Here is an 18,962-nt window from a genome sequence, read left to right as displayed (position 1 = left end):
TTAGGCCTCGACATCAGCCTTGAATTGGCCGTCTTCACCCTGCGTCCAGGAGATGCTGCCGTTGCTAAACTCCTGGGTCCAGCCTTTTGCGTCGGTTGCGTCAGCCTCAGGGTTGGTAGGCAGGCCAACGGAGGAGTCGAGGCCGCCCTCGTTTACCCAGGTTTCAGCAATCTTGCCGATGACCGGCTGTGCACCAGTCTCCTCAGAGTAGGCCAAGTACTTGCCGCCCTCGAAGGTAGCCAGGGTGCCCTTATCGGAGGACTCTACGTTCTGCACGTCGCCCCACTCTGCCCGCTTTTCCTCGATGGCGGTTGCAAGGTCAGCGGGAACTTCTTCCTCGCCGCCAGCGGTGGTGATGGTCTGGGTACCGCCCTCTCCATTTTCGTCCTTGGAGCCGGTTGCCTCTGCAGCGGCGGAACCTGCGGCGTCGGTGGCATCGGATGCGGCAGAGCCGGCAGAATCCGAGGCGTCTGCGGCTACAGAGCCAGCGGTATCCTTGGCGTCATCGGCGGCATCCTCTGCGTCCGAGCATGCAACGAGTGCAACGGAAAGGGTTGCGGCCGCGAAGCCACCTGCAATACGACGAGTCATCTTGCGCATTTCTAGATCTACCTTTCGATTTTTCAGCCGAAAAATTAGTTCACTGTAGTTTTCAGCCGCCATTGTGGCGAGCGCAGCCAACCGTATACGCGAACTGCACTATCGTGCCACTGTGTGCACCGAGAATAGCGCAGATCAGCTTTCAGTTCACCGCCGTTTGCGCTGCTTAGGGCGCTTCTTTTGTTTCTGTAACGGATTGTTAACAATCTTCCGAGACTGTTTAGCTTTAGCCTTTTCGCGAGCCGTTCGTTTCGGCTTTTCCTGCCTAGAGGAACGGGCAGTGCGGCCCTTAGCGATGCCCACAAAATCCTGAATGTCCTCACTATCCTCTGCCTTTCTCCAGACCAACGCGATTTCGGTAATCGGCACGTCGCTGCCCTTCAGAGCGAGCGGGACTACCTGTTTCTTGCTGAGGATTTTTAGCAGCGGCAGCGGTGCAATAGCGATTCCCACATTGGCTGCGACCACCTGCAGGGCTTCGCGTACGGCGGCGATATCGACCTCACCGGCATCGGTGAGGCGGTAGTTGAGGTGTTCATCGGAGACATCGGCAAGCGCCAGCTCCTCACCCACCTCCGCATAGACGGAGTCTTTTGGAACCGCGATGCCGGGGGCCTCCTCATAAAGGCGGACCACGTGGAAGGAGTCATCCACGCGCGCATCCGGCAGGCGGGTCAGCGCCAGATCCGCGTGGCCGGCGAGCAATTGCGCCATGCTGTCATCCGCATCGACGGTAGATAAACCGCCGTGCGCGGTATTGTCCTGAAATCTCTGAAACCATTTTCCAGGTTGTGTACCGGTGACAAAGGCTAAGCGCAGCATGGAGCACAGTCTACTGAAAGTGCTACGGTTAAACCGTGAGTGAACAACATAACCAACAGCAACCGTCCGGTACCGCGATGCGCGCGCAGACCGCCGCTAAGAAGCTGAATATCTACCTGCCCGCCGCGCCCGAGGAATTTCAAAATAGCGCAGTAAGCCACGAAGAACTGCGCGAATTGCAGCACAATCCCCCGCAGTGGCTGCAAACGCTGCGCCGCGAAGGCCCCCACCCCCGGCAGGAAGTTGCCCACAAGCTGGGTATTTCTGTCACCGCATTAAAGAAAAATGATATGGATAAGCCGCTGACCACCGCGGAGATCAGCGAGCTTTTAGAAAAGCAGCCTGAGTGGCTGCAGCAAGCCCGCGCCACGCTGGCGCAGGCTCGCGGCCACGACGTCCACGAGGACGCCGCAGAGGATAAGGACTAAACTAGCTTCCAGTCCTCGAGGCCTTCATACAGCGGGTAGTGCTCGGCAATCTTATCGACGCGCCGGCGAAGGGCCTCGACATCGGCGTTATTACCCTGTGCCAAAGCGGTACCGATGACATCGGCAACCTCGGTGAAGGCTTCCGCATCAAGGCCACGGGTGGCCAGGGCGGAGGTGCCGATGCGCAGGCCCGAGGTGACCATCGGCGGACGAGGATCGTTCGGGACCGCATTGCGGTTGACGGTGATTCCTACCTGGTGCAGGAGGTCTTCTGCCTGCTGACCATCGAGCTGCGAATTGCGCAAATCAACCAGGACGAGGTGGACATCGGTGCCGCCGGAGACGACGTCCACGCCAGCTGCCTGCGTATCTTCCGCCAAGAGGCGATCTGCCAGAATGCGGGCGCCCTCGAGGGTGCGCTCTTGACGCTCCTTGAATTCCTCGCTGGCCGCAATCTTCATAGAAATGGCCTTTGCCGCTACCGCGTGCATCAGCGGTCCGCCCTGCTGGCCGGGGAAGACATTGGAGTTCAGCTTCTTTGCGTACTCCTGCTTGGCCAAGATCATGCCAGAGCGTGGACCACCCAAGGTCTTGTGCACGGTGGTGGAGACGATATCGGCGTGCTCGACTGGGTTCGGGTGCAGGCCTGCGGCAACCAGACCCGCGAAGTGGGCCATATCTACCCACAGGTAAGCGCCCACCTCATCGGCGATCTCGCGGAAGGCCGCGAAATCCAGGGTGCGCGGGTAGGCGGACCAACCGCCGATGATGACCTTTGGCTTCTCCTTCAGCGCCTGCTCACGCAGCTTGTCCATATCCACGCGCATGGTCTCTGGGTCTACGCCATAAGCTGCGACATCGTAAAGCTTACCGGAGAAGTTCAACTTCATACCGTGGGTCAAGTGCCCACCGTGGGCCAAGGACAGGCCGAGGATCTTATCGCCCGGCTCCGCGATGCTGGACAGGACTGCGGCATTGGCCTGCGCACCAGAGTGCGGCTGCACGTTAGCAAATTCCGCGTTGAAGAGCGCCTTCGCACGGTCGCGGGCCAGATCCTCAACAACATCGACGTGCTCACAGCCGCCGTAGTAACGACGCCCCGGGTAGCCCTCGGCGTACTTATTGGTCAAGACAGAACCCTGTGCCTGCAGGACGGCGCGCGGCACGAAGTTCTCAGAAGCAATCATTTCCAGCGTTTCGCGCTGACGGGAAATTTCTCCCTGGATAGCGCCGAAAACATCCGGGTCAAGATCGCGCAGGTCAGTATTAAAAGAAGCCATATAAGACTAGTCCTCTTCTCGGTAGGAAGCAGTATGAGCCATTACATATCATAACCTTTCGGCTACCTTACAGGGGGCAAATTTTTCATCCCCTTATCACCGCGTGCGACAATTAGGCTATGGCGCGCAACTTGGATTCAAGCCCCTACCTCGACTTTGACCGTGAAACCTGGCGTGAACTCCGCAAATCCATGCCACAGGTGCTGACAGAAAACGAGCTAGAAGAACTACGGGGCATCGGCGACCGCATTGATTTGGACGAGGTCGCAGATGTCTACCTCCCCCTCTCCCGTCTTATCCACATGCAGGTCACCGCCCGGCAACAACTCACCGCCGCCACCGAGGCCTTCTTGGGCAACCCACCCACGCACGTGCCCTTCGTCATCGGCGTGGGCGGTTCCGTGGCCGTGGGTAAATCCACCACTGCCCGCCTCCTCCAAGTGCTCCTACAGCGATGGGACTCTCACCCGAAGGTGGACCTAGTGACCACGGACGGGTTTCTCTTTCCCACCCAAACGCTTAAAGAACGTGGATTGATGAAGCGCAAGGGTTTCCCCGAATCCTACGACCGCCGCGCACTTATGCGCTTTGTTACCGACGTCAAATCTGGAAAGCCCGTGGTCAAAGCGCCGCTGTACTCGCACATCACCTATGACATCGTCAAAGATCGCTATCAAGAGGTCAACCAGCCGGATATCTTGATTCTGGAAGGCCTCAACGTCCTCCAGACCAGCCCCACCTTAACCATTGCGGATCTTTTTGATTTCTCCGTCTACGTCGACGCCCGCACGGACGATATTGAACAGTGGTACATCGACCGCTTCCTCACGCTGCGCCACACCGAATTCCGCCGGCCCAATGCCCACTTCGCTGCTTATGCCGATATGAACGATGAGCAGGCGCGCGCCCAAGCCCGCGAGATTTGGCAATCCATTAACCTGCCAAACTTAGTGGAAAATATCCTACCCACCCGCGTTCGTGCATCGCTGGTATTGAAGAAGGGATCGCATCACCTGGTTGAACAGGTCCGCATGCGAAAAATCTAGCCGCTACTTACCAAAGCGGCGCGAACGCTGCGAATAATCACGCAGCGCGCGCAGGAAATCTACCTTCCGGAACGCCGGCCAATAGGTATCGGTGAACCAGATTTCTGAATAGGCTGCTTGCCACAGCAGGAATCCGGAAAGCCGCTGCTCGCCGGAGGTGCGAATCACCAAGTCCGGGTCCGGCAGGCCCTTGGTATATAGGTGTTCCGTGATTGAGTCTGCGGTGACTCGGTCCGCCATCTCGGCCGCGCTGGTGCCCTTTTCGGCCTCGCTGCGCACCAGCTTCTGTACGGCATCGACGATTTCTTGGCGCCCACCGTAGCCCACGGCCACATTGACGATGACGCCTTGGTTATCCTTGGTTTCCTCAGCGGCGTCAACCATGCGCTGGGTTACCGACGCGGGCAATAAATCTAAGTTACCCACAAGGCGCACCTGGCAATCCAGATCCCCCTGGGACAAATGCGTGACCACATCAGAGATGATGTCAAAAAGCAGCTGTACTTCCTGCTGGCTGCGCTTCAAGTTCTCCGTGGATAAGAGGTAGATGGTGACTACCTCAATATCGGTATCGCGGCACCACGCGATCATCTCTCCAATTTTCTTCGCCCCCTGGCGGTGGCCGTGGCTGATATCCGTAAACCCGGCTTCCCGCGCCCAGCGGCGGTTGCCGTCAGCCATGATCGCCACGTGCTTCGGCTGCGGTCTGCCCTTGATAAGCCGCACAAGTCGTGCTTCATATAAGGGGTACATCAGCCGCTTGAGGAATGTCACGTTGATTACTCCAGCCGGCTAGAAAATCGACTTCTTGCGGTTATCGTATAGGCCAGCTTCCTTGAGCGCCGCATCCACTGCCTCTTCGTCGAATGGATCGATCCCGTGGTCTTCAGCGAACATGGTGCGCCGACGGAAACGCGAATAGCGACGGTGAAAATTCCACCCCGCTACCAGCACGGCAACACCCAAAATGGCTAAGATAAGCAGCCCGATGGGCGAGGCCTTACCAAACTCTGGCCCCATCGGTCCGCCTTCTGCACCTTCTGTGCCTTGCGCAAGGAAAGTGACATCGTGCGCAGCCAGGAAAAGGGAGTCATAGACGCTCATATCTTAAGTCTCCTCGTTCTTTTCAATGCCCGCAAATAAATCATTTTCCGGCAGAGAGGTCGATACCCGAGTCTTGGCTAACTCAAACTCCTCCGTTGGCCACAGCCGCTGTTGGACCTCCACGGAGGTGGCCAAGAAGGCCCCGGCCGGATCTATCTGCGTCGCATGCGCCCGCAGCGCATCATCGCGATTTTGGAAGTAATCGGCACACTCCACCTGCGTGGTAACGCGAGCCATGATATCGCCAAACGCCGTATCCCAACGCGCCAGCATGGGACCATACGGGCTGGGCTTTCCTTCCTCAAGGAGAAGATCGTGGAACATCTTCATGCGCTGGTACACAAAGCCATGCGAGTAGTACAGCTTCAGCGGCTCGAAGGGCTCGCCCAATTCGGGGTGGTAGGAAGGGTCACCCGCCTTTTCCCACGCGATCATGGAGGCTCGGTGAACCATGAGGTGGTCTGGGTGCGGGTAGCCGCCATTTTCGTCATAGGTAATGATGACCTGCGGGCGGAATGAGCGGATAACGCGCACCATTTCCTGGGCCGCTGCATCATCGCCCATCAGGGCAAAGCAGCCTTCCGGCAAGAGCTCTTCCATGCTCTTGCCTTCCTCAGGATCTGGCAGGCCGGAATCAACGTGGCCTAACCACTGGTGTTGGACCCCAAGCGCGCGGGCTGCCTTAGCCATTTCCTCGCGGCGTACCTCAGCCATGTTTTCCTTAACGCCAGGGCGGTCCATGGCCGGGTTAATAATGTCACCGCGTTCACCACCGGTGCAGGTCAGCACCATTACATCCGCACCTTCTGCAGCGTAACGGGCCGTAGTCGCGGCACCCTTGGAGGATTCATCGTCCGGGTGTGCGTGGATTGCTAGGAGGCGAAAGTCGCTCACTGAAAATCCATCCCCTTTAAATCTAGCTTTTAGAACAGATCACTATCTTAGTAGATAATGGGAAAATGGTACTCCTCGGTTAAAGTAGGGCTATGACTTCCGCCGGAAATTCTCGCTCCGCCGCGCGCTACGGCTCGCGCGATAAATCAAAAAAGAACTCTGGTAGCTGGACCAATAAGGCGCTGGTGTTGATTTTTGCAGCCATGCTCGTCACCCTTCTCTACTACGGCTTCCAGTATTTTCGGGAAAAAGAATCCGTCAATGCGCAGATTTCGATGGTCACCCAAGAGGTTCTGAGCGATGACACCACCCGCGTGTGGGTCGATGTGACCCGAAATCACACCGATGAGGATGCTTACTGCATCGTGCAGGCTTACGATTACTCCAAATCCGAGGTAGGCCGTCGCGAATTTGCCGTTCCCGCTGGCGGAAATGAGACGCATCGCATTGCCGTCGATGTCCCCACCAATGCCCGTGCCGTCGCCGGTGGCGCCTACGGCTGCTCCGGCAATATCCCGGATTACCTGGATATGGACAATCCCGACTACGCGGAAAGTCGCTAGCCCCATGTGCTAGGATTTGTACAGCCTAGAACTGGGCAATTGCCTGGTTGCATACTTAACTTCGGTCCCGCCATCATCGCAGGACTTTGACCACTATTCCACAGCACGGAAGGTTTTAGAATGGCTGAGCAGCAAAAGCAGTACATCACCCCAGAAACCAAGGCAAAGCTCGAGACCGAGCTGCAGGAACTCATCGATCACCGCCCAGAGGTTGCGGCGGAAATCAATGAACGCCGCGAAGAGGGCGACCTGAAAGAAAACGCCGGCTACGACGCCGCCCGCGAGATGCAGGACCAGGAAGAAGCCCGCATCAAGCAGATTTCTGAGCTGCTGGCTAACTCCACCACCGAGCGTGGCACCATGCAGGAAGGCGTTGCCTACACCGGCAGCGTTGTCCACGTGTACTACAACGGCGACAAGAACGATAAGGAAACCTTCCTCATCGGTACCCGCGCCGCTGCGACCGATAACAAGGACCTAGAGACCTACTCCGAGCAGTCCCCGCTGGGCGCCGCCATCATCGGTGCGCAGGAGGGTGAAACCCGCGAGTACTCCGCACCAAATGGTAAGACCATTTCGGTAACCATCGAATCGGCTGCCCCATACGATTCCGCCAAGGCCGCCACCCCGCGCGAGTCCTAATTTCCTCCTTCCGCCCCACTACCGCCTTCACTACTCTGGAGAAAGAGCACATCCCCATGAAGAAATTCTCCCGTTTCGCTACCGCTGGATTAGTTTTTACCGCCGGTCTTTCCTTGGCCGCATGCCACCCGCCGAACCAGCAGGATTCTGAATCCGGCAAGATCGAAAACGCATCGACCTTCACCGGCGAGGCACCGGCGCAGAAGAATGCCGAGACGTCTTCATCTGCTGCTACTACCGAACCCGGAGTGGATCCGGAGGGCCTGCACAACGGGGTCGAGGAACCTGAGCAGCAGCCAAACGCCACCGCGACGCAACTGCCGCAATAAAAGAAGTGGGCTGAAGGATTATTTCCTTCAGCCCTTTTTCTTTCCCCCCAATTTACTGTCTAGGATTCTCGCGCCCAATTGCCGATGACCCCAGGCACGACCGCCGGTGGCTCGCCCAACAGATCCCGTTTATTCGGATCGCGCTCAACTTGAGTCGTTACCGCCTTCACCCGATTCTTGTCATTTCCCTGACCCCGGGCTCCCATCATTGGTGCAAAGGCTCGCATGCCTGCGGCCGGCCTCGCGGCAACAGATTTGGTACCGGCGCCAGTGGTGGCGCCTCCCCCGCGCACCACGGCTTCACGTGCAGCGCCCCTTTCCAGGGGTCCTCGGCTACCGTTACCACCGCTGCTATTGCCAGCAGCTTCACCTGCCGCGCGAGGAAGCGCACCTCCCACGCCGCGAGCTCCGACGCTCTCACCGGAACCACCACGCAGAGCTGCTGCGCCACGCGCACCGGTTCCGCCAGCACCCAATCCAGGAGCGGAATTTACGACTGCGCCCATATGTCCGCCTATTCCAGAACCAAGCCTTCCACCCGTACCCAAGGCCCCGCTGCCGATCCCGGCCAGTGGATTGAATCCGCCACCGCGGAGAGCGCCAGGATTCCCGCTTCCGGCTCTCCCGCCTAAGTTAGGAGCACCCGCGGCGTTTGCGATTCCAGTTCCGGTACCTAACCCAGACCCAGTGCCTATCCCCATAGCACCGGGCCCACCGCCAGACATTGACATAGAACCTAACTGACTATGCGGCGTCGTCCCAGGGAGTGAGGCTCCACTGGTTGCGACATCGCGACCGCTGATATCTATTCCATCGCCCACCCCTAGTTGGGAAAGAGCCTTTCTACCGTCTGCATGCAATTGCTCCTGGAATGCGGCGGTCTCCTCTGGAGCCATTCCGACGGATTCCAAATCGTGGACTGTACCATTTGCAACGTCGAAGTTTCCCGGCCCTACATCGCCGCGGGCAATAGCGTCTTGGATCGCGCGCGGCCACACGACATTGTCGGTATTGTATTTCTGGCCATCGCCATTCACACCAGACAAACCGGCGTCAACGCCGCCTCCTCCGGAGGCCGGCGACTGTTCCATCAACGCATGCTGATTTGGCATTGCGTCAATGGCCAACCTTTGAAGATCCGGCTGGAGCTTTGCCAACGCCGCAGTCTCTGCAGCTTTTCGCTCCGTCGGGTCAGGGATCTTCATAATCTCCATCGCCATTGCCATTGCCGACGGCTGAATCATCATCAACCGCGAGTGGAAACCAGTGAGCTTTTCTCCCATTGCTTCAGCATTGGCCACAAAGTGCTTCCCCGAGGCCGCTACCTCACGGATCTTCGTTGCCGCCCGCGACGTCGTTTCGCTGTCATTCTCACTTTCCAAGGAGCCAGCGGCTTGTTCAAGCCCACTCACGATCTCCCGAACCTCGGAACCTAAAGAGCTCCACCGCGCATTGGCCTCGGAGACGCTCCAAATCTGCGTGGACATCAAGTCCGTAGCCAGCTTGGTAATCGATGTGCCGACGTTAACTACAGGCGGCGTAAACATAAACGGGCTATACCCCGGCTCCGGCTGGTCCATAACCGGCATCGATTCAACGCCAATCTCGCCGCCAGCGTCCGCGATATCCATCGCCCTACTATTTGCAGCTTCTTGGGCTTCAAAGCCTCGGGCTTCACGAGCAAGACTGTCGTAGAGCCATTTCAATTGCTCTGAGAAAGCTCTTAAAGAGTTACTTGCGGAACCGGGATCTGTTTCAAGGATTCGCTGATGGATCGCCCCTACATGGTCGATTCCACTGACAGGTGAAAACGCCGAATCCAACGGTGACTGAGCGTTCCCAACCGCACCCATAAGTTCCGTTCCTAGAAATTCTGTTTCCATGGCTGTGTTTAGTAGACTTTCACTACTGATCTTCATCATTCCCCCGATTTTCTATCCTAAAGATTCGCTAGTACTCCGCTAGCAATTGAACACTTTTCTTCGTAACTTTCGTCAGGACTGAATCCTGAGTAATTGACTCGTATAACCCCTCGAACGGTTTCTTGGATTACAGTGCAAAACATATCTCCAAAAAGTTCATTTTCTTCAACGCCCCCGAACTGTGAAGAGTTTTCTTTTGAATTTTCTTCCCGATACATTGAATCATCAAACGGGGTGGAACTAATCATTCCAGATAATCCAACCACTCCTCCTCGTTTTTGGCCACCTTGAAACTCAAAGGTACATATGACGGAACCGGAGATTCTCCGAGTATTCCCAATAGGAGACCCGATCCCGGCAGCTTTTAGACTGTCCGGCGGAATCTCCGTACATGGATCGAATAGCTCGAAATCTGGATCTGCAGGATCAAATTCTCCCGGTGGCGGTAGTACTCCGGAATCCCCATCTGCCTTGGCGCCGGTCTCCCCCCCGAAGACCGGCGCCAGCCCCCGAATTCTCGTCTCCGGAGTGTCCCGAATCCCCCAGATTATCTTCCACGTCATCCCCCTGGTTCCCGTTGGCCTCACCCGCGCCATCGGCCGAACTAGTGCCATCAGCTTCTGCCGACATCGCGGCATCTTCTGATGCGCTCCTCGAGCCGACTTCCGCAGCGCAGCCACTCAGCGCGACCGAACTGACTACCAGCGCTGCTACGGTTGCCTGACGTTTCACAACAATCCTTCGGTTACCTCTTTTAGACGAGCTGGAACGAGAAGAAAATAGAGGAGAGAACTCTCTACCTTCCGGTTTCCCGTTCCCGCCACATAGCATGCATGAATCGTGCAAAAATTTCTTGTCGAGCCCGCAAATTAGTCACTATTTAACTATTTCAGTTATCCCATACGCCACATTTATAACTTTCCACATGGTGAAATTTGCTGCTCATTAGCTGTCTTAAACCTGAATGCGCTCTCCTACCCGCTTAAAGGCTAAAGAACGACTTAATACCCCCTCAATTACCCCAATAATTACACGCCCGTAATCCAAACGCGGACACAAAAATGGCCCGCACCGTAGTGCGGGCCGAAAGCGCGAAAAGGCTTAGTTGCGCTGAACGTAGCTCAACAGGCGAAGAATTTCGGTGTAGAGCCAGACCAAGGTTACGGCCAAGCCGAGAGCTACGCCCCATGCCTGCTTAGCAGGAGCACCGGCGCGGATAAGGCGGTCTGCTTGGTCAAAGTCAGTCAGGAAGGACAGAGCAGCCAAGACAATGCAGACCAAGGAGAAGATGATGGCGAGGGGGCCACCATCCCGCAGTGGGTTGAAGTCGAAGAAGATGGCACCCAAGAAGTTAGCGAGAGCCATGACCGCAACACCTGCGATGAGGCCGACCAAAATCTTGGTGAACTTTGGGGTGACCTTTACTGCACCGGTCTTGTAGACAATAAGCATGCCGATGAACACGCCGATGGTACCGACGATTGCCTGGCCAATCAGCGCCATGCCATTAGAACCACCGATGGTACTGTTCGCGAATACGAAGGAGAAGCCACCAACGAAAAGGCCCTCGAATACTGCGTAGGTGAGGGTCGCGGCCGGCGAGCCCCACTTACGGCCAAAGGAGGCCACGAGTACGGTGATGAATCCGCCAATGCCACCGACGAGCATAAGCATCATGGCTGTGCCTGGGTTCATGGTGCCCAAGTAGAAGTTGATGGCAGCGACCACGATAATAATGCCGAGGGTAATTCCCGTCTTGGTGACGACGTCATCCACGGTCATAGGGCGAGGGGCTTCGCCCGCGTAGCCGGGGTTCTGCTGCTGGCTACTTTCAGTTAGCGAGGTCATAACCGGATTGCTTGAACGCACGGTTGTCCTTTCTCAGTGATGTACAAATCAGCTTTCTCATGTAGATCAACGTCACCACGCCCCATAAAGTTCCTCATTTAGAATAATTTGCTCAAGATCCCAAGAAATTTATTACTGGACCGTTGCCTCCGCTGACGTATCCCGAGCTATGCTGCTAGGAACTTGCTCTCCTGTCGGGTGAGCCGAGGATTTGCTATCCGTAGCTTCGATATAATCTTAGAAGAGGTACCTTCTTCATGAGCTGATCCTCAAGTGCCTAGACAGTCATAATTCGGCCAAGAGTTAAGGAACATCTTGCGATTTACACTCATTTCCACTGCCACAGCAATCATCATGACGCTGGCGGGAGCTAGCGCATTTTTCATCCCTGCATTCATTGCAGTCGGAATTGCCATCGACAGCAACAACCGGAAAAACAGTGCAGCCTAATATCACTGACGTAGATACAGGCAAAGGGCCGTGAACCGGCGAGGATTGGGCCGCACGCGTCTTTGGCTCGCGGATGTGGTGGGCGAATGGCACGCGACTAGGCCGGGCCCTCCCAGCCAGTTAAAACGCTAGGCTCAGCCATACGAAAAATCTCGAGACACCATAGGAACGATGTCTCGAGACTTCACAGCGTGCCCCCAGTGGGACTCGAACCCACACTGAATCGATTTTAAGTCGACTGCCTCTGCCGATTGGGCTATGGGGGCGGGGCGCAAGGAATAGTGTAGGACACTATTCCTAAAAAGAGTTAATGAGGGGTCGATTCACTAACCAGACCAGCAATGATGCCGTCCAGGATGTCTTTTTCGCTGATGAAGAAGCTACGTGCATCGCTGGTGCGCTCGATGAGCTGCATGATTCCCTCAACTGCCACTGCCCCACCGCCGATGACATCGGCGCGGCCGGGGTGAATGACCGGATTGAGGGCGCGCTCCTCCGAAGGAATGCTGACGAGTTGCTTGAGCAGCACCCGCAGGGCGTCGAAACGCAGCTCCGAGCCGTGGATCGCATCGGGGTCATAGCGCTCTAGCCCCTGGGCCAAGGCGGATAGCGTGGTAAATGTGCCTGCACAACCCACAATGGTGCGCGCCTTGGACATGGGGACGATCTTTTCCACCTCGCCCATACGCTCTGCCACGTATTCGGAGGCGATCTCGATTTCTGATTCCGTGGGCGGATCGGTGCGCATGATGCGTTCTGTCAAACGCACACAGCCCATGTATGCAGAGTGCGAACCTAGAATCTCTTCATCGGCGGTGCCCACGACGAATTCGGTGGAACCGCCGCCCAAGTCAATGACGCAGAAGGGGCCGCGATCCGGCTCCATATCGGCCACCGCGCCGTTAAAGGATAGAAGCGCTTCTTCTTCGCCGGAGATAACCTCCGCCTTGGCGCCGGATTCGATCTGGCCCAGAAGCTCAGCAGTCATATCGAAAAACTCCTGCTGGTTCTTCGCATCGCGGGTGGCACTGGTTGCCACCATGCGCACGCGGGTAACCTTCTCGAACTTCATCTGGCGCACATAGCCCTCCAAGGCCACGCGGGCGCGCTCTAAGGCATCGGGCGCGATTTCACCCGTTGCATCCACGCCTTGGCCCAGGCGAATGATTTCCATGGTGCGGGTAATATCGCGCACCTTGCCGTCTTCATCGATCTCAGAAATTAACAGGCGAATGGAATTGGTACCGCAGTCAATGGCTGCCACGCGAGTCATGTCGTACTCCTATTCAGCGTTGGAAAAATCGAACTCCGCCAAGTCAATGCCCAGCTCTTCCACCGTGGGCCAATCCTGCGGAATCGCCGTACCGCGCAGCTTACCGTGGTCGGCTGCCATGGCCACCGCTTCGGTGCCGAGGCGGAAGTGTTGGGGGCCTTCGGCAAGCGCATAGGCAATGAGCACGTGCAGGCACTTCACCCGCTCCGGCATGCCGCCACCAGAGAAATCAGTGCCCAAGTCCTCAATCTCGTTGCGCTTGGCCAAGAAATGCTCGTGGGCCTGGTGATAGTCCGCGGCGAGCTCCTTGTCCTCGGCTAGGCGGGACTCCATCCACTTCATTACGTGGGCGACCTCCAACCGGGAGGCCTCCGCGGTCAATCGGGGATCGGTGAGGTAATACAGCGTGGGAAACGGGGTGCCATCCGGCAGCTTAGGAGAGGTCTTGATCACGGCCGGTTGGCCGTCCGGCGTACGGTAAGATACCTCCAGCACGCCGCGTGGGGTACGGCCCAATTGCTCGGAGACGATGGCTAAATCTGCATCAGTGACGGTCATGCGAACAATTATCGCACATCGCCGCTTTCCTCAGGCGCTGGCTCAATCGGCAGATGCTGCGACTCGCCCGCTGGGGCCTCTTCTTCCGGCGGCTGCGCCACCGAATCCCACAGCACCTCAAACCACGGGCGCGAATCTTCCTGCTCCTTGCTATTTGTCGTCACCTGGTTATCGGGCTGGATATTCGGATCGAGGATGCGGTACGCGGTCTCACCCTGCTCTACCACGCCGAAGCGCCGCCGGGCTTCCTGCTTGATAAAGTCCTCTGATTTATATTTATCGATCTCTTCTAATAGAGCATCTTTTTCATCCTGCTTCGCCGCAATCGATTCATTCAGCCGAGCGATTTCGGAGCGGCCGTGGTAGTAATTGCGCAGCGGCACCGCGATGATGACGAGCACCACCAACACAAAAACAACGATGACGGTCATGCCAACGATGCTCATGCGATCGGGCTTGCGGTTCTTCTTTTCCTGCGCCCGCTGGGATTTGCGGATATCCGCAGCACGCGAGGCCACCGGAACCCTAGTGCGGCTCCGGCGGCGCTCCGTCTTCTTCTCACGTGCCATAGGGTTACTATCCTAGCGCCGCCACACCAGTAACACAGGCGTGGCACGCGCGGAAATTTACCAACTTTCTCAGGCGCTCGAGATGCTCAGAACGAGCAAGCCCCCGCCGCACCTTTTCGGGGCACAGCGGGGGCTATATTCCTAGCGGCGTCTAGCTTCTAGACTAGACCGCTAGGCCTTAAGCGTTGAAACGCGGGAAGGCGGAGCGGCCGGCGTACACAGCGGCATCGCCAAGCTCCTGCTCAATGCGCAGCAGCTGGTTGTACTTAGCCACGCGCTCGGAGCGGGCCGGGGCACCGGTCTTGATCTGGCCGCAGTTGAGGGCGACGGCCAAGTCCGCAATGGTGGTGTCCTCGGTCTCGCCGGAGCGGTGGGACATCATGGTGCGGTAGCCATTGCGGTGTGCAAGCTCTACGGCATCGAAGGTCTCGGTCAAGGTACCAATCTGGTTGACCTTTACCAGCAGCGCGTTGGCTGCCTTCTTATCGATGCCCTCCTGCAGGCGAGCCGGGTTGGTGACGAAGAAGTCATCGCCGACGATCTGGACCTTATCGCCAATAGCGGCGGTCAGGGTGGTGTAGCCTTCCCAGTCGTCTTCCTGCAGTGGGTCCTCGATGGACACGATGGGGTACTCGTTGATGAGCTCCTCGTAGACCTTGGACATCTCCTCGGCGGTGTGCTCGCCGCCTTCGAAGTGGTACTTGCCGTCCTCGTAGAACTCGGAGGAAGCGACGTCGAGGGCCAAGGCGACGTCCTTGCCCGGCTCGAAGCCGGCCTTCTTAATGGCCTCAACGATGACGTCGAGCGCAGCGCGGGTGGAATCGACGGAAGGAGCAAAGCCGCCCTCATCGCCCAAGCCGGTGGACAGGCCCTTGTCCTTCAGGACGGCCTTCAGGGAGTGGTACACGCCAGCACCGATGCTGAGGGCCTCGGTGAAGGTCTCTGCGCCGATGGGAGCAATCATGAATTCCTGCACGTCCACGCCGGAGTCAGCGTGGGAACCGCCGTTCAGGATGTTCATCATGGGAACGGGAAGAACGTGAGCGTTCGGGCCGCCAATGTAGCGGTAGAGCGGCAGCGCGGCGGACTCGGCGGCAGCCTTAGCGGTAGCGATGGACACACCGAGAATGGCATTGGCGCCAAGGCGGGACTTGTTATCCGTGCCGTCCAGCTTGATGAGCGCCTGGTCAATGAGGCGCTGGTCATCAGCCTCGAGGCCAGCGATTTCATCGCCGATTTCCTCGTTGATGTTCTCTACGGCCTTCTGCACGCCCTTGCCTAGGTAGCGGTCGCCGCCGTCGCGCAGCTCGTGTGCCTCGTGCACACCGGTAGATGCGCCGGAGGGAACGCCGGCAACGCCGTGGGCGCCGTCGTCCAAGAAGACCTCGGCCTCTACGGTCGGGTTACCGCGGGAATCCAATATTTCGCGTCCAAATGCGTGGATGATACCAGCCATGCTGTAACTCACTCCTTATAGATGATGTTCGTCGCTGAGCCAGTTAGTTCAGTTACATGCCCAATTGTTCCAGAAAACCGCCACGCGTGAGGCTAGCGAGCCGGTTGCGGGACCGAGTAGGCATTGGCCGCATGGGCTACCTTGTCCAGATATTCCCTGGACTGGTTGTAATTTAAGATGGCCTCTTCCCACTGATCCGGGTCATTGAGATCCCTATCACCAAAGCACAAGAGGTTCGCCGCGCCCAGGGCGGCATCGTCAATCTGGTTCGGGTCGGCCTTGCCATCGCCATTGGCGTCGCCGCCGGCGGACTCCCACGAGGTAGGGATGAACTGCAAGGGACCCACCGCGCGGTCAAATTCCGTATCCCCGTCGATTTCGCCGTTATCGGTATCCGGGGTGTGCGCGGTGTTATTCGAGCCATCCAGGGTGATGCCGACGATCGGCGGCTGCGGGTAGCCGTTGTCATCCAGCTTGGAGGACTTAAACCAGTTGCCGTTATAGGTACCGTGCCGAGTCTCTACAAAGCCCAAGCCTGCCAGGGTATTCCACCGCAAATTGCAGCCCGGGTGCTGCTGCCGGGCGATAAGTTCGGCGTTGCCATAGGCGCGCAGCGCCTGCGGCGGGATATCGGTAGCTTCTGCCAGATCCGATGCCCAGTGGGTGAGCTTATCGGCCGTGCGGCCCGGCGCGTTGACATCGATATTGGCCACCTCTTTTCCACCTACGGGCGGGGTGGCATCCGGGACCGAAGAATCATCGGTGGAATTGGATACAATTAGCCCCATTACCAGCGCAATGATGATTACTACGGCTAGCCCGCAGCCCCCGATTGTTCGCAGCAGCCTGTTCATGAGTAGCCATCCTACTAAGTGAAATTCACCCCGCCGGATAACTACACGCGCCCGCCGCGCGTAAAAGTCCCTGCGACTTTCACCCCACTTTTACTCCCGCGATTTCCCCTCCGCCCAGAGGCGGTTTTGTTCTTCTACGCCCACTATTTCCGCCGTGCCATCAAAGAGATACGGCGCGCGGGAGCGCATCTTGCGCACGAAACTTGTGGCGACATCGTCAAGCGAGAAGGTAGAAATCTCGGCGTGAAAAAGCACCTGCAGGAAAACATCCCCAAGCTCTTTGAGCAAATCCTCCTCGGGTGCGTGCTGGCGCACGGCCGCTGCAAATTCCCCCGCCTCCTCTTCTAGGTACGGCAGGAGCGATTCGTGGGTCTGCTCGCGCTCCCATTCGCCGATACGGCGGGCCGTTGCCATAGCGCTGCGCGCTTGCATCACGGCATCGTCAAGCGACTCGGCCCTAATCACCTGTTCCCCGGTGGCAATGCGCGCCTGGGTTTCTGGATCGTGTTCATCGGTGGTGACCAAGGTGCCGGTTAAATCATCGCCGCTTAAGAGATCCGAGAAGTTCCACCGCACTGATACCGGTACTTCCCCGGTGAACTGAACGGGTCCATATAACCTGCCATAGGCGCGCATGGGGATCATGGTGGGCCAGCGTTCATCGAGCAACAGGACTGTCATAGCTACAAAGTCTATCCCGTGTGTTTTCTCAAGTTCCCTTTAACGGGGCAGGCGCGGTACTTTAGGCCAATGACCTCCAGCCAAAATAAGTCCCACTCGGTGTCATTGTGGACGCTTGTCGCGCTGATTATCGGATCCACCGTCGGCGCGGGCATATTTTCGCTACCCCAAAATATTTCCTCCGTGGCAGGCCCAGGTGCCATGCTCATCGGTTGGTTGGTGGCGGGTATCGGCATGCTGTCCGTTGCCTTCGTCTTCCAGATTTTGGCGTACCGAAAACCCCACCTTGATTCCGGCGTCTATTCTTATGTGCGCGCTGGCCTGGGTGATTTCATCGGCTTTACCTCAGGCTGGGGCTACTGGCTGGGCTCGGTGATGGCGCAGGTGGGTTATGCCACGCTGTTTTTCAATACGATTGGGCATTACCTGCCGCTTTTCGATGCCGACCACCAGTGGGCGTCCGCCATCGCCGTCTCCCTTCTATCGTGGGGAATCTTCGCCGTTTTGGCCCGCGGGGTGCAGCAGGCCGCATTCATGAACCTGGTGACGACGATTGCCAAGATCGTGCCCATCCTGGCCTTCATCGTCTTGGTCGCGTTCATCGGCTTTAGCTGGGATAAATTCACCCTGGATTTCTGGGGGCGAAATTCCAATGCCAGCGTCTTTGAGCAGGTCCAAGGCATCATGCTCTTTACTGTCTGGGTCTTTATCGGCGTAGAGGGTGCCTCCGTCTATTCCAAGCAGGCCGCTAAGCGCACCGATGTCGGCCGTGCCACCGTCATTGGCTTCTTCTCCGTGCTGGCACTCTTGGTCTCCGTATCCACCTTGAGCTTTGGTGTGATGAGCAAAGAGGAGCTGGCCGCGCTGCCGGATAACTCCATGGCTTCGGTGCTTACGGAGGTCGTCGGCCCCTGGGGCGGCGCGCTGATTTCCATCGGCCTGTGCCTCTCGGTCCTCGGCGCTTACGTTTCCTGGCAAATGCTGTGTGCTGAGCCCATCGTCATGATGGCCATCGATGGCCTTATCCCCCGCCGCATCGGCACCATCAATGTGGCCGGCGCCCCGTGGGTAGCACAGCTGATTTCCACCTCCGCGATCCAGATCTTCATCGTCGTCTTCTACGTCAACGAGGCGTCCTATGCCGCAATGGTGCAACTGGCCACCATCATGTACCTCCTGCCCTATATCTTTTCCTCGCTGTACCTTTTGCTGCTGGCGATGCGGGGCAAGGGGGTTACCCACCCGCACGCCGGAACGCGATTCGATCTGTCCGGGCCGGATATTCCCAGGCGCGAAAACCGGCGCCACTTTGGCATCGCGCTAGTGGCCTTCGTGTACTCTCTGTGGCTGATTTACGCCGCCGACCCGGTTTATATTCTCTTTGGCGCCCTCGCCGTCGTGCCGGGCCTTATCCCGTATGTGCTCACCCGCCTCTCGCGCCGCGAGAAGCTTTTCAATGGATTTGAGTGGTCAATCGTCATCGTTGTGCTGGTTGCCGCTATCATCGCCGCGGTCGGCCTCACCCAAGGATCACTGGAACTCTAGTCTCCCTGCCCCACCAAAAAGGGCTACATCGGCGCGCTCGCCCGCCATCGCAAGTGGTCTTGGACACAGACAGTTTAGTACGGTAATTACACCCCACT

The 18,962-nt window shown here is 57.7% G+C and carries 21 protein-coding genes and 1 tRNA gene; 6 read left to right on the top strand and 16 right to left on the bottom strand.

The genetic code is table 11. The features are described from left to right. Positions 1 to 591, bottom strand: coding sequence for an LGFP repeat-containing protein (locus ACLI1T_RS04275; protein ID WP_349862593.1), 591 nt, complete (start codon positions 589 to 591; stop codon positions 1 to 3). Positions 592 to 747: 156 nt separating this feature from the next. Continuing rightward, on the bottom strand, positions 748 to 1,422 hold the full coding sequence (locus ACLI1T_RS04270; RefSeq protein ID WP_411703109.1) for a LysR family transcriptional regulator substrate-binding protein: 675 nt from the start codon (positions 1,420 to 1,422) through the stop codon (positions 748 to 750). A gap of 77 nt (positions 1,423 to 1,499) precedes the next feature. On the opposite strand from ACLI1T_RS04270, the gene ACLI1T_RS04265 reads away from it, so the two are divergent. Continuing rightward, positions 1,500 to 1,850, top strand: coding sequence for a DUF5997 family protein (locus tag ACLI1T_RS04265; protein WP_411703285.1), 351 nt, complete (start codon positions 1,500 to 1,502; stop codon positions 1,848 to 1,850). Here the strand turns inward: ACLI1T_RS04265 and glyA are convergent. Beyond that, positions 1,847 to 3,130 carry a serine hydroxymethyltransferase gene (gene glyA / locus ACLI1T_RS04260; RefSeq protein ID WP_411703108.1) on the bottom strand — a complete coding sequence of 428 codons (1,284 nt, stop codon included), beginning with the start codon at positions 3,128 to 3,130 and terminating at the stop codon, positions 1,847 to 1,849. The two genes, ACLI1T_RS04265 and glyA, sit on opposite strands and share 4 nt — an antisense overlap. 119 nt (positions 3,131 to 3,249) lie before the next feature. Between glyA and coaA the strand changes: the two genes are divergently transcribed. Further along, the gene (coaA, locus tag ACLI1T_RS04255) at positions 3,250 to 4,176 is read left to right on the top strand and encodes a type I pantothenate kinase (RefSeq protein WP_411703107.1); all 927 of its coding nucleotides are present in this window, start codon (positions 3,250 to 3,252) and stop codon (positions 4,174 to 4,176) included. A gap of 3 nt (positions 4,177 to 4,179) precedes the next feature. Here the strand turns inward: coaA and ACLI1T_RS04250 are convergent, their stop codons facing one another. From ACLI1T_RS04250 to mca, 3 genes are read right to left on the bottom strand one after another with little or no spacing between them, the layout of a single operon-like run. Continuing rightward, positions 4,180 to 4,950 (bottom strand): isoprenyl transferase, encoded by a 771-nt coding sequence (locus ACLI1T_RS04250; protein WP_349852540.1) that lies wholly within the window; start codon positions 4,948 to 4,950, stop codon positions 4,180 to 4,182. A gap of 18 nt (positions 4,951 to 4,968) precedes the next feature. Next, entirely contained in the window at positions 4,969 to 5,280 is a 312-nt protein-coding gene (locus tag ACLI1T_RS04245; protein ID WP_349852538.1) for a hypothetical protein, read from the bottom strand. 3 nt (positions 5,281 to 5,283) lie between these two features. Continuing rightward, positions 5,284 to 6,174: a mycothiol conjugate amidase Mca gene (mca, locus tag ACLI1T_RS04240; protein WP_349852536.1), complete on the bottom strand. Its 891-nt coding sequence runs from the start codon at positions 6,172 to 6,174 to the stop codon at positions 5,284 to 5,286. 92 nt (positions 6,175 to 6,266) lie between these two features. Here mca and ACLI1T_RS04235 point away from each other — a divergent pair, with 92 nt between their 5' ends. The 3 genes from ACLI1T_RS04235 (at position 6,267) to ACLI1T_RS04225 (ending at position 7,708) form a co-directional block, all read left to right on the top strand. Beyond that, positions 6,267 to 6,737 carry a DUF4307 domain-containing protein gene (locus ACLI1T_RS04235; RefSeq protein ID WP_411703106.1) on the top strand — a complete coding sequence of 157 codons (471 nt, stop codon included), beginning with the start codon at positions 6,267 to 6,269 and terminating at the stop codon, positions 6,735 to 6,737. A gap of 120 nt (positions 6,738 to 6,857) precedes the next feature. Then, positions 6,858 to 7,379 carry a transcription elongation factor GreA gene (greA, locus tag ACLI1T_RS04230; protein ID WP_284769952.1) on the top strand — a complete coding sequence of 174 codons (522 nt, stop codon included), beginning with the start codon at positions 6,858 to 6,860 and terminating at the stop codon, positions 7,377 to 7,379. 56 nt (positions 7,380 to 7,435) lie between these two features. Beyond that, positions 7,436 to 7,708, top strand: coding sequence for a thiamine biosynthesis protein X (locus ACLI1T_RS04225; RefSeq protein WP_349862588.1), 273 nt, complete (start codon positions 7,436 to 7,438; stop codon positions 7,706 to 7,708). 59 nt (positions 7,709 to 7,767) lie between these two features. Here the strand turns inward: ACLI1T_RS04225 and ACLI1T_RS04220 are convergent, their stop codons facing one another. From ACLI1T_RS04220 to ACLI1T_RS04175, 10 genes are all read right to left on the bottom strand, one after another. Beyond that, complete coding sequence (locus tag ACLI1T_RS04220; RefSeq protein ID WP_411703105.1) at positions 7,768 to 9,339, bottom strand: hypothetical protein; 1,572 nt, start codon at positions 9,337 to 9,339, stop codon at positions 7,768 to 7,770. 308 nt (positions 9,340 to 9,647) lie between these two features. Then, positions 9,648 to 10,193: a DUF3558 family protein gene (locus ACLI1T_RS04215; RefSeq protein WP_411703104.1), complete on the bottom strand. Its 546-nt coding sequence runs from the start codon at positions 10,191 to 10,193 to the stop codon at positions 9,648 to 9,650. Positions 10,194 to 10,731: 538 nt separating this feature from the next. Then, positions 10,732 to 11,499: a Bax inhibitor-1/YccA family membrane protein gene (locus ACLI1T_RS04210; protein WP_349862582.1), complete on the bottom strand. Its 768-nt coding sequence runs from the start codon at positions 11,497 to 11,499 to the stop codon at positions 10,732 to 10,734. Between the two features lie 621 nt (positions 11,500 to 12,120). Continuing rightward, positions 12,121 to 12,194, bottom strand: a tRNA-Leu gene (locus ACLI1T_RS04205). A gap of 41 nt (positions 12,195 to 12,235) precedes the next feature. Then, positions 12,236 to 13,201, bottom strand: a complete 966-nt coding sequence (locus tag ACLI1T_RS04200; RefSeq protein ID WP_023026138.1) for a Ppx/GppA phosphatase family protein — start codon at positions 13,199 to 13,201, stop codon at positions 12,236 to 12,238. Between the two features lie 9 nt (positions 13,202 to 13,210). Then, positions 13,211 to 13,759 (bottom strand): DUF501 domain-containing protein, encoded by a 549-nt coding sequence (locus ACLI1T_RS04195; protein ID WP_411703103.1) that lies wholly within the window; start codon positions 13,757 to 13,759, stop codon positions 13,211 to 13,213. Positions 13,760 to 13,767: 8 nt separating this feature from the next. Further along, positions 13,768 to 14,328, bottom strand: a complete 561-nt coding sequence (locus ACLI1T_RS04190; RefSeq protein ID WP_411703102.1) for a septum formation initiator family protein — start codon at positions 14,326 to 14,328, stop codon at positions 13,768 to 13,770. A 178-nt stretch (positions 14,329 to 14,506) separates the two neighbouring features. Then, the gene (gene eno / locus ACLI1T_RS04185; RefSeq protein ID WP_023026132.1) at positions 14,507 to 15,784 is read right to left on the bottom strand and encodes a phosphopyruvate hydratase; all 1,278 of its coding nucleotides are present in this window, start codon (positions 15,782 to 15,784) and stop codon (positions 14,507 to 14,509) included. A 92-nt stretch (positions 15,785 to 15,876) separates the two neighbouring features. Further along, positions 15,877 to 16,638 carry a lytic transglycosylase domain-containing protein gene (locus tag ACLI1T_RS04180; RefSeq protein ID WP_239270115.1) on the bottom strand — a complete coding sequence of 254 codons (762 nt, stop codon included), beginning with the start codon at positions 16,636 to 16,638 and terminating at the stop codon, positions 15,877 to 15,879. A 90-nt stretch (positions 16,639 to 16,728) separates the two neighbouring features. Further along, the gene (locus tag ACLI1T_RS04175) at positions 16,729 to 17,319 is read right to left on the bottom strand and encodes a MazG nucleotide pyrophosphohydrolase domain-containing protein (RefSeq protein WP_349852523.1); all 591 of its coding nucleotides are present in this window, start codon (positions 17,317 to 17,319) and stop codon (positions 16,729 to 16,731) included. Positions 17,320 to 17,388: 69 nt separating this feature from the next. On the opposite strand from ACLI1T_RS04175, the gene ACLI1T_RS04170 reads away from it, so the two are divergent. Continuing rightward, the gene (locus tag ACLI1T_RS04170; RefSeq protein ID WP_349852521.1) at positions 17,389 to 18,864 is read left to right on the top strand and encodes an amino acid permease; all 1,476 of its coding nucleotides are present in this window, start codon (positions 17,389 to 17,391) and stop codon (positions 18,862 to 18,864) included. Positions 18,865 to 18,962: the final 98 nt, after the last annotated feature.

The organism is Corynebacterium tuingiense (assembly GCF_046718165.1).
In the GTDB taxonomy this organism is placed as follows: domain Bacteria; phylum Actinomycetota; class Actinomycetes; order Mycobacteriales; family Mycobacteriaceae; genus Corynebacterium.
The sequence above is the reverse complement of the archived record's forward strand: the minus strand, read 5'-3'. Positions and strand labels throughout refer to the sequence as shown.